Below are 13735 nucleotides of genomic sequence, written 5' to 3' on the forward strand. Positions count from 1 at the left end.
AGTTGGGTTGCCTGTACCGGCCCCTTCGCAGCACAAGGCTGCTCCTACAGGGGAATGCGATAATCCTGCAGGAGCAGCCTTGTGCTGCGAAAGGGCCGGCACAGGCTTACAACCCTTCCTCCACCATCTGCAGGAAGGTCGCCACCACCCGCCGCGTGCGCTGCTCGCTCAGGCACACCAGTGTCTCGGTCAGGTGCCGCTGGCAATCGACGATCGGCAACGCGCACACCCGCGCATCCGCACCAAACTCAGCCGCCGACACCACCCCCACACCAATCCCCACCACCACCGCTTCCCGCGCCGCTTCCCGGCCTTCCACCTGGATCGCCGGGCGAATCCGCAGCCCGGCCCGTTGCATTTCTTCTTCCAGCGTCTGCCGCGTCACCGACCCGGGCTCGCGCAGTACCAGCGGTGTATCGTCCAGGTCCGCCAGGCTGATCGCGCCGCGGCTGGCCCAGGGGTGCTGGTGCGAGACAAACGCCACCATCGGGTCGCGGCGCAGCGGCAGGCAGTGCAGCCGCTCATCGTCGACGTCCCGCCCCAGCAGGGCCAGGTCGGCTTGGTAGCTGAACAGCCGGGCCAGCGACTCGTCGGTGTTGCCGGTCTCGATCTTGACCTGGATGCCCGGGTAGCGCTGGCAGAAGCGGGCGATCTGCGGCAGCACGTGCACCGGCGCGTCCACCGCCAGCACCAGGCTGCCGGTGTGCAGCGCACGCGAATCCTGCAGCAGTTCATGGGCCTCGGCCTCGCAGGCGAACAGGCGCTGGCTGATGCCCAGCAGGCGTTCGCCGAGGTCGGTGAGCTGCACCGAACGCTTGTTGCGGTGGAACAGCAAGACGCCGAAGCGCTCCTCCAGTTTGCGCACCTGGTCCGACACCGCGGGCTGGGTAAGAAACAGCTTTTCGGCGGCGCGGGTAAAGCTGCCGTGCACCGCGACGGCGTGGAAGGCCTTGAGTTGTGCGTGGGAAACCGACATGACGACCTCAGTAACAAGCTGGGCTTATGTGTGAAATACGATAAATCGATTTTATTTATCTTAGCGCAACTGTTTCCATGCATGTCAGCCCGACGCTGGCACCACAAGTGCCGCCAGGGCCATGGCACCCAAACGGCGCCATCTGACCCGATGACAGCCTCGTCATCGCTGTGCGTAACACAAGAACAAGACAGGCGTTTCTTCACATTCTGCCGGCACACTCAAGCAAGAGGTCAGACTTACATGAACCAATCCCTAGCCGCGTTCAAACGCTGGCGTATCCAGATTTTCGCCATTACCTGGCTGGCCTACGCCGCCTTCTACTTCACCCGCAAGGCCTTCTCGGTGGCCAAGCTGGGCATCGGTGAAGACCCCGACTTCATGCTCGACAAGGCCGCCATGGCCAACCTCGACGCCATCTACCTGGCCGCCTACGCCGTGGGCCAGTTCACCTGGGGCATGCTTGCCGACCGCTTTGGCCCACGCGTGGTGGTGCTCGGCGGCCTGCTGATTTCTGCTGTTGCGGCGGTGGTAATGGGCAGTTACGCCACATTCCCGATCTTCGCCACCTGCATGCTGGTGCAGGGCCTGGCGCAATCCACCGGCTGGGCCGGGTTGTGCAAGAACATCGGCAGCTTCTTCCCGGCGTCGCAGCGTGGGCGGGTGCTGGGCCTGTGGAGTTCCTGCTATGCCTTCGGCGGCCTGGTGGCCTCGCCGTTCGCCGGCTGGTGGGCCTACACCCTGGTCGGTACCTGGCACGCGGCATTCTTCTCCAGTGCCGCGGTGGTGGCACTGGTGGCCGTGCTGTTCTTCTTCCTGCAGCGCAACAAGCCTGAAGACGTCGGCCTGCCGGCGGTGGAGCCCGAGCCGCAGAGCATGGCCCCGGCCGGCAACCTGTGCAGTGTGTGGGCGCCCCTGAAGGAGATCATGCGCAACCGCACGGTGCTGACCCTGGGGCTGGCGTACTTCCTGTTGAAACCGGCGCGCTACGCCATCCTGCTGTGGGGGCCGGTGATCGTCTTCGAGCAGATGCCCTCGGTGGGCAAGGTGGGGGCAGCGATCATCCCGACAGCCTTCGAACTGGCCGGGCTGCTCGGCCCGATCATCATCGGCCTTGCCTCCGACAAGCTGTTCGGCGCCCGGCGCATGCCGGCCTGTGTCATCAGCCTGGTGCTGCTGACCGTGGCGCTGGCGGCATTCATGGCGGCCATGCACACCGGCAGCGTGATCCTGGTGGTGGCCCTGCTGTTCGTCATGGGCCTGACCCTGTACGGGCCAGACTCGATGATCAGCGGTGCTGCGGCCATCGACTTCGGCACCGCCAAGGCCGGTGCCACCGCAGCAGGTTTCGTCAACGGCTGCGGCTCGGTGGGGGCGGTGCTGGGCGGGCTGCTGCCGGGATACTTCGATGGCGTCACGGTGTTCATCGTGTTTGCCGGCTGCGCGCTGTTCTCGGCGCTGGTGCTGCTGCCGCACTGGAACAGCCGCCCGGCCAGCGCTGCGCAAAGCACCGACGTGGCACCGAATACCAGCATGGCAATCAAGCCATTGCGTACCTGAAAGGAAAGCGAGCGAATGAGACCCTTCTGGCTGCAACAGGCCCTGGATTCGGCGCAAGAGGCGGTGTGCCCGCCGCTGCAAGGCGATGCCCGTTGCGATGTATGCATCGTCGGCGGCGGCTATACCGGCCTGTGGACCGCACTGATGCTCAAGGAAGCGGTGCCGGCCCTGGATATCGTGCTGATCGAGGCCGATATCTGCGGTGCCGGTGCCAGTGGCCGCAATGGTGGCTGTGCGTTGTCCTGGTCGGCCAAGTACTTCACCCTCGAGCGGTTGTTCGGGGTGGCCGAGGCGGTGCGCCTGGTGCGTGAGTCCGAGCGTAGCATCGGTGAAATCGGTGCGTTCTGCGCGGCCAATGGCATCGACTGCGACTACCGCCTGGACGGCACGCTGTACACCGCCACCAACGCCGCGCAGGTCGGCGCCACCGACGCGGTGATCGCTGCGCTGGAGCAAAAGGGGATCAACTCGTTTCGCCGCCTGCCGCTGCCGCAGGTGCAGCGTCTGGCGGGTTCGGCGCGGCACCTGGAAGGCTGGTTCTCGCCGGCCGCGGCCACGGTGCAGCCGGGCAAGCTGGTGCGCGGCCTGCGCCGGGTGGCCTTGCAGCGCGGCGTGCGCATCCATGAGGGCACCGCCATGACCGGCCTGGAGCACGGCGCCCCGGTGCAGGTGCGCACGGCCCATGGCACGGTGCGCGCCGACCGCGTGGTATTGGGCCTGAATGCCTGGATGGCGCGGGCTTTCCCGCAGTTCGAACGCAGCGTGGCGATTGTTTCCAGCGACATGGTGATCACCGAACCTTGCCCCGAGCTGCTGCACCAGGTCGGCCTGGACAGTGGCATCAGCGTGCTCGATTCGCGGATTTTCGTGCATTACTACCACAACACCTCCGATGGTCGGCTGATGCTCGGCAAGGGCGGCAATACCTTCGCCTATGGCGGGCGCATGCTGCCGGTGTTCGACCAGCCGTCGCCGTACCGGCCGCTGCTGCGTGAAAGCCTGGGCGGGTTTTTCCCGGCGCTGGCCGAGGTGCCGCTGGCGGCCAGCTGGAACGGGCCGTCCGACCGCTCGGTGACCGGTTTGCCGTTCTTTGGCCGGCTGGACGGGCAGGGCAACGTGTTCTACGGCTTTGGTTACTCCGGCAGCGGCGTCGGGCCGTGCCACATGGGCGGGCAGATTCTGTCGTCGCTGGCACTGGGGCTGGACAACCCATGGACCCGTTCGCCGCTGATCAAGGGGCCGCTGGGGCTGTTCCCGCCCGAGCCGATCCGCTACCTGGGTTCGCTGATGGTGCGCAATGCCATCCGCCGCAAGGAGCGGGCCGAGGACCGTGGGCTGCGGCCGCGCAGGCTGGATGTGCGCCTGGCGCGGTTTGCCGCGGCGGCGGGCAAGGCCGATAAAGGCTGATATTTTGGGGGCGCTTCGCACCCCTGTCGCGACACAAGGCCGCTCCTACAGGGGGACGCGCAAGCCCAGATTGGCGCGCTTCTTCTGTAGGAGCGGCCTTGTGTCGCGATAGGGTCGCGAAGCGGCCCCAGCGATTTCTTGTCGAACACAGGCCAGAGGGCGTATAAACTGCACCCACTTTTGGCCGGTCGCTTCCTGAACCGGCCGCTGAAACAAGAGAGTCGACATGGGCGCACAGTGGAAAGCCAAACATAAAGAAGCCGCGGCCAACGCCAAAGGCAAGATCATGGGCAAGCTGTCCAAAGAGATCCAGATCGCCGCCAAGTCCGGCGCCGACCCGGACATGAACCCACGCCTGCGCCTGGCCATCGAGCAGGCCAAGAAGGCCTCGATGACCCGCGAGACCCTGGAGCGCGCAATCCGCAAGGGCGCGGGCCTGGACGGCGATGCCGTGCAGTACTCGGCGGTAAGCTACGAAGGTTTCGCCCCGCACCAGGTGCCGCTGATCGTCGAGTGCCTGACCGACAACGTCAACCGCACCGTCGCGCAAATCCGCGTGCTGTTCCGCAAGGGCCAGCTGGGTGCCAGCGGTTCGGTGGCCTGGGACTTCAACCATGTCGGCCTGATCGAAGCCACCCCGAACGGCGACGCCGACCCGGAAATGGCGGCCATCGAAGCCGGCGCCCAGGACTTCGAGGAAGGTGACGAAGAGGGTTCGACCCTGTTCATCACCGACACCACCGACCTTGACGCCGTGCAGAAGGCCCTGCCGGAGCACGGCTTCACCGTGACCTCGGCGAAGATCGGCTACACCCCGAAGAACCCGGTGAGCGCGGCCAGCCTGAGTGCCGAAGCGCTGGCCGAGGTGGAAGCGTTCCTCGAAGCCATCGACGAGAACGATGACGTGCAGAACGTTTATGTTGGTCTGACTGACTGATCTGCTTCTCTGGGGCCGCTTTGCGGCCCATCGCGACACAAGGCCGCTCCTACAGGGGAACGCATGACCCATGTAGGAGCGGCCTTGTGCCGCGAAACGAGGGCAAAGCCCTCGCCAGCGGTCTGGAGCCGAACCCCGATGAACCCCGCTTTCGCCTCCCTCAGCCTCGCCCACCTGCGCACCCTCGACCACCTGCTGCAGCTGAAGAACCTCAGCCACGCCGCCGAGCGCCTCGGCGTCAGCCAGTCCGCACTTAGCCGCCAGCTGGCCCACCTGCGCGAAGCCTTCGACGACCCCTTGTTGGTACGCCAGGGCCGCGGTTACGTGCTCAGCGAACACGCCGAAGCCCTGGTCGAACCCCTGCGCCAGGTTCTCGAGGAGCTGCACGCCCTGCGCCAGCCCGCAGTGTTCGACCCGGCGCGTTGCGAGCGGCGCTTCTGTCTGGCCGCGTCGGACTATGTGGCCGAGCACATGCTGCCGCTGCTGGTGGCGGCGCTGGAGCGCGAGGCGCCGGGTGTATCGCTGGAGTACCGCACCTGGCAGGCCGGCCAGTACGCCTTGCTGGCCAGCGGCGAGATCGACCTTGCCACCACGTTGTTCGACGAGTCGCCACCCAACCTGCACGGTCGGCTGTTGGGCGAGGACCGGGCAGTGTGCCTGATGCGCCACGACCACCCGCTGGCTGCCCACGGTGCGCTCAGCCAGGCCGACTACCTGGCGCACAAGCATGTGCGTATTTCCGGCGGAGGCGACAAGGACAGCTTCATCGACCGCCACTTGCGCGCCCAGGGCCTGCAACGGCGGGTCAGCCTGGAAGTGCCGTTCTTCTCGGCCACCGTGCAGGTGATTGCCAACAGCCAGGCGCTGGCCACCGTGCCCGAGCACATCGCCCGGCAGCTGTGCCGCCTGCATGACCTGGCCTGGCGGCCGCTGGGCTTCATCGACCACAGCCAGCGCTACTGGGTGGTGTGGCACCAGCGCCTGCAGGCCTCGGCCGAACACCGCTGGTTGCGCAACCGGGTGTTCGAGTTGTGGCGCCAGTCGCAGTTCGGTGTGCAGGGTGGGCATGCGGGTTTGCCATAGCAGGTATGCGCGAAGCGGGGTTATTCACTTCAGGACAGGTGCCTAGACTGGGGGCATTGTGCTGCCTGCGCTGGCCTCTTCGCGGGCACAGGCAGCGAAAAACCCCACAGGAGACCCCAGGTGACCCCCGAACAATTCCGCCAGTACGGCCACCAACTGATCGACCTGATCGCCGACTACCGCCAATCCGTCGGCGAGCGCCCGGTCATGGCCCAGGTCGAGCCCGGCTATCTCAAGGCTGCGTTGCCTGCACAGGCCCCCCGGCAAGGCGAGCCTTTCGCAGCGATCCTTGACGACGTCAACCAGTTGGTCATGCCCGGCCTGTCCCATTGGCAGCACCCGGACTTCTACGGCTACTTCCCCTCCAATGGCACCCTGTCGTCGGTCCTCGGTGACTTCCTCAGCACTGGCCTGGGCGTGCTGGGCCTTTCGTGGCAGTCCAGCCCGGCCCTGAGCGAGCTGGAGGAAACCACCCTCGACTGGCTGCGTCAGCTGCTCGGCCTGTCTGGCCAATGGAGCGGGGTGATCCAGGACACCGCATCCACCAGCACCCTGGTGGCGCTGATCTGCGCACGGGAACGCGCCAGCGACTACGCACTGGTACGCGGCGGCCTGCAAGCCCAGGCCAAGCCGCTGATCGTCTATGTCAGCGCCCATGCCCACAGCTCGGTGGACAAAGCCGCATTGCTGGCCGGTTTTGGCCGCGACAACATACGCCTGATCCCGACCGACGAACGCTATGCGCTGCGCCCTGAGGCATTGCAGGCGGCGATCGAGCAGGACCTGGCCGCTGGCAACCAGCCTTGCGCCGTGGTCGCGACCACCGGCACCACCGCCACCACGGCTCTCGACCCACTGCGGCCGATCGGCGAGATCGCCCAGGCCCATGGCCTGTGGCTGCATGTGGACTCGGCCATGGCCGGCTCTGCGATGATCCTGCCGGAATGCCGCTGGATGTGGGACGGCATCGAGCTGGCCGATTCGCTGGTGGTCAACGCGCACAAGTGGCTGGGCGTGGCCTTCGATTGCTCGATCTACTACGTGCGCGACCCGCAGCACCTGATCCGGGTCATGAGCACCAACCCCAGCTACCTGCAGTCGGCGGTGGATGGCGAGGTGAAGAACCTGCGTGACTGGGGTATCCCGCTGGGCCGCCGGTTCCGCGCGTTGAAGCTTTGGTTCATGCTGCGCAGCGAGGGGGTCGAGGCGTTGCAGGCACGGCTGCGGCGTGACCTGGACAATGCCCAGTGGCTGGCCGGGCAAATCGGTGCGGCGGCGGAGTGGGAGGTGCTGGCGCCGGTGCAGTTGCAGACGTTGTGCATTCGCCATCGGCCGGCGGGGCTGGAAGGGGAGGCGCTGGATACGCATACCAAGGGCTGGGCCGAACGGCTGAATGCCTCCGGGGATGCCTATGTGACGCCAGCGACGCTGAATGGGCGGTGGATGGTGCGGGTGTCGATTGGCGCATTGCCGACCGAGCGGGAGCATGTCGAACAGCTCTGGGCGCGCTTGCAGGAAGTGGTCAAGGGCTGAAACTGCCGGGGCCGCGTTGCGGCCCATTCGCCGGCAAGCCAGCTCCCACAGGAACCGCACAAGGCTTGAAGCCTGTGCGGTCAAGGTAGGAGCGGGCTTGCCCGCGAATGGACTCCCACAGGAACCGCACAAGGCTTGAAGCCTATGCGGTCAAGGTAGGAGCTGGCTTGCCGGCGAAGGGCACCCACAGGAACCGCACAAGGCTTGAAGCCTATGCGGTCAAGGTGGGAGCTGGCTTGCCCGCGAAAGGGCTGCAGAGCAGCCCCCTGCAATCTCAGTGGCTCACCGCCTGAAAGCTACCTTTACGGCTAGCTTCATACGCGGTCTTGTCCATCGGCTTGGCATCGGGGTTACCCAGGTCTTCCATCGCCAGGCGATGGGTTTCCGGTGCAATGTAGGCTGCCAAAGCACACACGCAGGTGATGAAGAACGCCAGGCTACCAACCACCAACGGAATGTTGTCCGAACCAGGCGGGGCAACCAGGGCGAACAGCGCCGGCAGCATGGCGGTCAGCATGGTGCCGATGTTCTGCGCGATGGCCATGGCCGAAACACGGTAGCGGGTGTGGAACAGCTCTGGGTAGAAGCTTGGGAACACCGCGTTGTAACCCTGGTACACCATGCCCCACATCACGATCGACGAGGCGAACGCCAGCGGTACGTTCTGGATGCTGATCGCATACAGGTAGACGAAGGCCAGCAGGCCAGAGCCCAGGCAACCGGCGATCATGGTCGGGCGACGGCCAATCTTGTCGGACAGGTTGCCGACAAACGGAATCACCAGCACCGCAACGATGTTGCCGACTACCGGAATCCACAGGTACACGCTCTTGTCGAAGCCGATGCCATAGGCCGGCTGCACCGCGTAGGCCGCACCGAAGATGGTGGCGACCACCGGGATCACGTTCATCAAGGCCATGAACATCACCAGCACCATGTGCTTCCAGCTGTGGCGGAAGGCCTCGCTGATCGGCGACTTGGCGACCTTGTCCTGCTTCTCTTCCTTCACGAACGCCGGGGTTTCGTGCACTTCCTTACGGATGATGAAGCCGGCGATCAGCACGAAGGCGCTCAGCAGGAACGGAATGCGCCAGCCCCAGTCGTTGAAGGCTTCGCTAGGCATGAAGTAGGCCAGTGGCAGGAACACTGCCGCCGCCAGCACCTGGCCAGCCTGCACGCCTTGCAAGGTGAAACTGGCGTAGTAGCCCCGTCGACCGAACGGTGCGTGCTCCATGATCATGGAACTGGCTCCGGAGATTTCCCCGGCCACGGCAAAGCCCTGGACCAGGCGCAGCACCACCAGCAACGCCGGGGCGAGCAGGCCGATGTCGTGGTAGGTGGGCAGCAGGCCAACGGCCATGGTCGACAGGCCCATCAGGAACATGCACAGCAGCAGTACGTTCTTGCGGCCGCGGGTGTCACCCCAGTGGCCCAGCACGAAGGCGCCGACCGGGCGCGCCAGGTAACCCACGCCGTAGGTGGCCAGCGAGGCAATGATGGCCATTTTCGGGTCGGTGTTGGGGAAGAAGATCTGCGGGAAAATCAGCGCAGCAGCCTGGGCGTAGATGAAGAAGTCGTAGTACTCGAGTGCCGAGCCTATCCATCCACTGGCAGTCGCTTTCTTGGCTTGAGAGCTGGAGTGAGCCATCGTTGTCTCCGTTGTTATTGTTGTTTGCACAGGTTCCGCCGGAGATTCGCCAAGGCAGGAGGCGAGGGTCGGTGTGCCTGCGTCTGTGGTTCATGTTGACCACGGGCCAGTGGGCTGGCAATTCGCTAAAACCGGTTTTGTTCGATAATCGAACGCAAAACTAACCATTCCGTACAAAGAGATTGAAGCGACGACTTTACCTGCGAATAATCGATCGTGCCAGGAACTGTGGTCCTGATTTTCCAGGTCTGGCCCTATCGCCGGCAAGCCAGCTCCCACAAGGTATGCGCCAATCCTGTGGGAGCTGGCTTGCCGGCGATAGGGCCGGTACAGGCAGCCCTGGCCTCAACCCTCTAACAACAAGGAACTCCCGCCATGCAGCGTTCGATCGCTACCGTGTCCTTGAGCGGCACCCTGCCGGAAAAGCTCGAAGCCATCGCCGCCGCCGGTTTTGACGGCGTCGAGATCTTCGAAAACGACCTGCTCTATTACGCCGGCAGCCCGCGCCAGGTACGGCAGATGTGCGCCGACCTGGGTATTGCCATCACCCTGTTCCAGCCGTTCCGCGATTTCGAGGGTTGCCGCCGCGACCGCCTGCAGAAGAACCTCGACCGCGCCGAGCGCAAGTTCGACCTGATGCAGGAACTGGGCACCGACCTGGTGCTGGTGTGCAGCAACGTCCAGGCCGATGCCCTGGGTGAAGAGCAATTGCTGGTCGACGACCTGCGCCTGCTGGCCGAGCATGCTGGCAAACGCGGCCTGCGCATTGGCTACGAAGCCCTGGCCTGGGGCCGCCACGTCAATACCTACCAGCAGGTCTGGAACCTGGTGCGCCAGGCCGACCACCCGGCCCTCGGGGTGATCCTCGACAGCTTCCACACCTTGTCGCTCAAGGGCGACCCGAGCGCGATCCGCGATATCCCCGGCGACAAGATCTTCTTCGTGCAAATGGCCGACGCGCCGATCCTGGCCATGGATGTGCTGGAGTGGAGCCGCCACTTCCGCTGTTTCCCGGGGCAGGGCGAGATGGACATGGCCGGTTTCCTGGCGCCGATCCTTGCCACCGGCTACCGCGGGCCGCTGTCGCTGGAAATCTTCAACGACGGCTTCCGCGCCGCACCGCCCCGGCAGAATGCCGCCGACGGCCTGCGTTCGCTGCTGTATCTCGAAGAGCACACCCGCCTGCGCCTGGAGCAGGAAGGTACCTCGATCGAGCCCGGTGTGCTGTTCACCCCACCGGCGGCCAGTGCCTATGACGGCGTGGAGTTCCTCGAGTTTGCAGTCGACGAAGCCGTCGGCGCGCGCCTGGGCAGCTGGCTGAAGCGCCTGGGCTTTGCCGATGCCGGCAAGCACCGCAGCAAAGAGGTGCAGTTGCTGCGTCAGGGCGATATCAACATTGTGCTGAACGCCGAACCCTATTCCTTCGGCCACAACTTCTTCGAGGCCCACGGGCCGTCGCTGTGCGCCACCGCGCTGCGGGTCAAGGACCAGCAAGCCGCCCTGAAGCGCGCCACCGCCTTCCGTGGCCAGCCATTCCGTGGCCTGGTCGGGCCCAACGAGTGCGAAGTGCCGGCGGTACGTGCGCCAGATGGCAGCCTGCTGTACCTGGTGGAGCAGGGTACTGCCGGCCAGACCCTGTACGACACCGACTTCAGCCTGGACAAGAACGCCACCGCCACCGGCGGCCTGCGCCGTATCGACCACATGGCCCTAGCCCTGCCGGCCGAGTCGCTGGACAGCTGGGTGCTGTTCTACAAAAGCCTGTTCGATTTCGAAGCCGATGACGAAGTGGTGCTGCCGGACCCGTACGGCCTGGTCAAGAGCCGCGCGCTGCGTAGCCAATGCGGCACCCTGCGCCTGCCGCTGAACATCTCGGAAAACCGCAACACCGCGATCGCCCATGCGCTGTCCAGCTATCGTGGTTCGGGCGTGCACCACATCGCTTTCGATTGCGACGACATCTTCCGCGAAGTGGCGCGGGCCAAACTGGCCGGGGTACCGTTGCTGGAGATCCCGCTGAACTACTACGACGACCTGGCGGCGCGTTTCGATTTCGACGACGAGTTCCTCAGCGAACTGGCCTACTACAACGTGCTGTACGACCGCGATGCCCAGGGCGGCGAGCTGTTCCACGTGTATACCGAGCCGTTCGAAGAGCGTTTCTTCTTCGAGATCATCCAGCGCAAGGGGGGGTATGCCGGTTACGGTGCGGCCAACGTTGCGGTGCGCCTGGCGGCCATGGCCAAGGCCCGCAGCGGGGCGGCGCGCAAGCCGGTCCTGTAGGTGCTGCCTGTACCGGCCTCATCGCCGGCAAGCCAGCTCCCACAGGATCACCAGGGCCCGATAGGCCAGTGCAGTACCTGTGGGAGCTGGCTTGCCGGCGATGAGGCCGGTAAAGCCACTGCGGTTCAGCGCCCCTCGGCCACCAACAGCAGCGACTGTGGCAGCGCACTCTGGGGGTGCTGTGGCTCCTGCAGGCTGACCAGCCGCAACCCCGCCATGTCCAGCGCGTTCAACCAGCTGGCCAGGGTGCGGAAGTACCACGGCATCACCTGCCAATCCCCGCCGAACCCGGCAAACGACTCTTCCCGCCAGCCATCCTGGTAATCGCCATCCGCCACGCTCCACGGGTGCAGGGTCTGGATCACCAGTGCACCGCCAGGCGCCAGCAAGGCATTCATCGCTGCCAGCAGCGGGATGATGTCCTGCTGCAACAGGGCGAAGTTTGCACAGATCAGGTCATAGTCCTTGCCAACATAGACTTGGGCCGCGGCCAGCTGTGCATAGCTGGCCAGGTGCACCTCGGCGGAACCCGCAGCACGCGCGGCATCCACCAGCGCCCGGCCACCGTCCACACCTACCGCCTCGACACCCCGGTCGCCCAGCGCGCGCAGCAGCCAACCTTCACCACAGCCCAGGTCGAGCACCCGTTCGGGCTGGCGACCAAGAATGGCCAGCAGGATGGCCTGGTCGGTAACCTGGCGACGGCTCTCGATACTGCCGCTGCGCACCGCATCGATCCAGGCCTGGGCGTTGTGCTGCCAGCTGTCGAGCAAGGCGTCTTCAGGGTTGCGCATGTTCATCTCCGTTGGATTGGAGATAGGCCCTGCGACCTATCACTACCCTCTGTAGGAGCAGCCTTGTGCTGCGAAGAGGTCAGTATGGCAGACAGATTTCCGCCAGCCATGCGGGCATCTTCGCAGCACCAGGCTGCTCCTACAGTGGGCTCGACAGATGGGTGGCAAGCCCCGCCAGGGCACAGGCTATCAACACCTGGATCACCCCACGCTTGTAACGGAACAGCGCCACCGCCGCCGCCAGCGCAATCAGCGCCGAAGGCCAGTCGAACCGCCCGTCGAAACCGGCCGGCCACAATACGTGGTAGCCGAAGAACAGCGCGAGGTTGAGGATCACGCCCACTACCGCCGCGGTTATCCCGGTCAGCGGGGCGGTGAATTTGAGTTCGTTGTGGGTCGACTCCACCAGCGGGCCACCGGCCAGGATGAACAGGAACGAGGGCAGGAAGGTGAACCAGGTCACCAGGCTCGCCGCTACCGCGCCGGCCATGAACGCCTGGTCGGTGCCGAACATGGGGTGCAGGTAGCCACCGACGAAGCCGACGAAGGCCACCACCATGATCAGCGGCCCGGGGGTGGTTTCCCCCAACGCCAGGCCATCGATCATCTGCGTCGGCGACAGCCAGCCGTAATGGCCGACGGCCCCCTGGTAGACGTAGGGCAGCACCGCGTAGGCGCCGCCGAAGGTCAGCAATGCCGCCTTGGTGAAGAACCAGCCCATTTGCGTCAAGGTGCCTTGCCAGCCAAAGGTAGCCATCAGTACACCCATGGGCAGCAGCCACAGCGCGGCACCCACCAGCAGCAGGCCCAGCAGCCGCCCCCAGCTGAAGCGGGCGTGCTCTGGCGCCGGTGTGTCGTCGTCGATCACGGCCGGGCCATAGCTGGCCCTGGCTGCGCCGTGGCCACCACCAGGCGCGAACTGCCCCGGTAGCAGCCGCCCGCCGATATGGCCCAGCAGCGCGGCCGCCAGCACGATCAGCGGGAAGGGAACGTCGAGCGCGAAAATGGCCACGAACGAGGCCGCGGCAATGGCCCACAACCAGCCGTTTTTCAGGGCGCGCGTGCCAATGCGATGTGCGGCATGCACGACGATGGCGGTCACGGCCGGCTTGATCCCGTAGAAAATACCAGCCACCACCGGCACTTCGCCCCAGGCCAGATAGACCCACGACAGGCCGATCAGGATGAACAGCGACGGCAGTACGAACAGGGTGCCGGCAATCACCCCGCCCCAGGTGCGGTGCATCAGCCAGCCAATGTAGGTGGCCAGTTGCTGGGCCTCGGGGCCAGGCAGCAGCATGCAGTAGTTGAGGGCATGCAGAAAGCGCCGCTCGCTGATCCAGCGGCGCCGCTCCACCAGTTCCTGATGCATGATCGCTATCTGCCCCGCCGGGCCGCCGAAGCTGATGAAACCCAGCTTCAGCCAGAACAGCAAGGCCTCGATCCGGCTGATGTGACCACGCGTTTGCTCGGCGGCGCCTTGCAGGTGTTCCGTCATTTTCTTCCCTTTGGTA

General features: G+C 65.3%; 10 protein-coding genes. 6 read left to right on the forward strand and 4 right to left on the reverse strand.

The annotated features are described in order from the left end of the window. Nucleotides 1–106: 106 nt before the first annotated feature. Nucleotides 107–976: a LysR substrate-binding domain-containing protein gene (locus CAG18_RS22450; RefSeq protein ID WP_013972053.1), complete on the reverse strand. Its 870-nt coding sequence runs from the start codon at nt 974–976 to the stop codon at nt 107–109. A 243-nt stretch (nt 977–1219) separates the two neighbouring features. Between CAG18_RS22450 and CAG18_RS22455 the strand changes: the two genes are divergently transcribed. The 5 genes from CAG18_RS22455 to CAG18_RS22475 all read left to right on the forward strand — a co-directional run bounded on the left by CAG18_RS22455 (nt 1220) and on the right by CAG18_RS22475 (nt 7496). Then, nucleotides 1220–2536, forward strand: a complete 1317-nt coding sequence (locus CAG18_RS22455; RefSeq protein ID WP_003259277.1) for an MFS transporter — start codon at nt 1220–1222, stop codon at nt 2534–2536. Between the two features lie 15 nt (nt 2537–2551). After that, nucleotides 2552–3943 (forward strand): FAD-dependent oxidoreductase, encoded by a 1392-nt coding sequence (locus CAG18_RS22460; protein WP_015269947.1) that lies wholly within the window; start codon nt 2552–2554, stop codon nt 3941–3943. A 226-nt stretch (nt 3944–4169) separates the two neighbouring features. After that, nucleotides 4170–4880 carry a YebC/PmpR family DNA-binding transcriptional regulator gene (locus CAG18_RS22465; RefSeq protein WP_013972055.1) on the forward strand — a complete coding sequence of 237 codons (711 nt, stop codon included), beginning with the start codon at nt 4170–4172 and terminating at the stop codon, nt 4878–4880. 138 nt (nt 4881–5018) lie between these two features. Then, nucleotides 5019–5963: a LysR family transcriptional regulator gene (locus CAG18_RS22470; RefSeq protein ID WP_085619196.1), complete on the forward strand. Its 945-nt coding sequence runs from the start codon at nt 5019–5021 to the stop codon at nt 5961–5963. Between the two features lie 120 nt (nt 5964–6083). Further along, nucleotides 6084–7496 carry a DOPA decarboxylase gene (locus CAG18_RS22475; protein WP_085721574.1) on the forward strand — a complete coding sequence of 471 codons (1413 nt, stop codon included), beginning with the start codon at nt 6084–6086 and terminating at the stop codon, nt 7494–7496. A gap of 274 nt (nt 7497–7770) precedes the next feature. On the opposite strand, the gene CAG18_RS22485 is transcribed toward CAG18_RS22475, so the two are convergent. Next, a complete protein-coding gene (locus tag CAG18_RS22485) occupies nt 7771–9144 on the reverse strand; it encodes an MFS transporter (RefSeq protein ID WP_015269950.1) in 1374 nt (457 codons plus the stop codon). A gap of 375 nt (nt 9145–9519) precedes the next feature. Here CAG18_RS22485 and quiC point away from each other — a divergent pair, with 375 nt between their 5' ends. After that, complete coding sequence (gene quiC, locus CAG18_RS22495; RefSeq protein ID WP_038409298.1) at nt 9520–11427, forward strand: 3-dehydroshikimate dehydratase QuiC; 1908 nt, start codon at nt 9520–9522, stop codon at nt 11425–11427. Nucleotides 11428–11552: 125 nt separating this feature from the next. Here the strand turns inward: quiC and CAG18_RS22500 are convergent, their stop codons facing one another. Continuing rightward, nucleotides 11553–12221, reverse strand: coding sequence for a bifunctional 2-polyprenyl-6-hydroxyphenol methylase/3-demethylubiquinol 3-O-methyltransferase UbiG (locus tag CAG18_RS22500; RefSeq protein WP_085721576.1), 669 nt, complete (start codon nt 12219–12221; stop codon nt 11553–11555). Nucleotides 12222–12360: 139 nt separating this feature from the next. Further along, a complete protein-coding gene (gene chrA, locus CAG18_RS22505) occupies nt 12361–13719 on the reverse strand; it encodes a chromate efflux transporter (protein WP_085721577.1) in 1359 nt (452 codons plus the stop codon). Nucleotides 13720–13735: the final 16 nt, after the last annotated feature.

Origin of the sequence: Pseudomonas sp. B22(2017), from assembly GCF_002113105.1 — a bacterium.
GTDB lineage: Bacteria > Pseudomonadota > Gammaproteobacteria > Pseudomonadales > Pseudomonadaceae > Aquipseudomonas > Aquipseudomonas asiatica.

Bases quoted from the DNA above. Each gene is read 5' to 3' on its own strand.
- CAG18_RS22450 (WP_013972053.1), bottom strand. From the start codon at position 976: ATGTCGGTTTCCCACGCACAACTCAAGGCCTTCCACGCCGTCGCGGTG.
- CAG18_RS22455 (WP_003259277.1), top strand. From the start codon at position 1,220: ATGAACCAATCCCTAGCCGCGTTCAAACGCTGGCGTATCCAGATTTTC.
- CAG18_RS22460 (WP_015269947.1), top strand. From the start codon at position 2,552: ATGAGACCCTTCTGGCTGCAACAGGCCCTGGATTCGGCGCAAGAGGCG.
- CAG18_RS22465 (WP_013972055.1), top strand. From the start codon at position 4,170: ATGGGCGCACAGTGGAAAGCCAAACATAAAGAAGCCGCGGCCAACGCC.
- CAG18_RS22470 (WP_085619196.1), top strand. From the start codon at position 5,019: ATGAACCCCGCTTTCGCCTCCCTCAGCCTCGCCCACCTGCGCACCCTC.
- CAG18_RS22485 (WP_015269950.1), bottom strand. From the start codon at position 9,144: ATGGCTCACTCCAGCTCTCAAGCCAAGAAAGCGACTGCCAGTGGATGG.
- quiC (WP_038409298.1), top strand. From the start codon at position 9,520: ATGCAGCGTTCGATCGCTACCGTGTCCTTGAGCGGCACCCTGCCGGAA.
- CAG18_RS22500 (WP_085721576.1), bottom strand. From the start codon at position 12,221: ATGCGCAACCCTGAAGACGCCTTGCTCGACAGCTGGCAGCACAACGCC.
- chrA (WP_085721577.1), bottom strand. From the start codon at position 13,719: ATGACGGAACACCTGCAAGGCGCCGCCGAGCAAACGCGTGGTCACATC.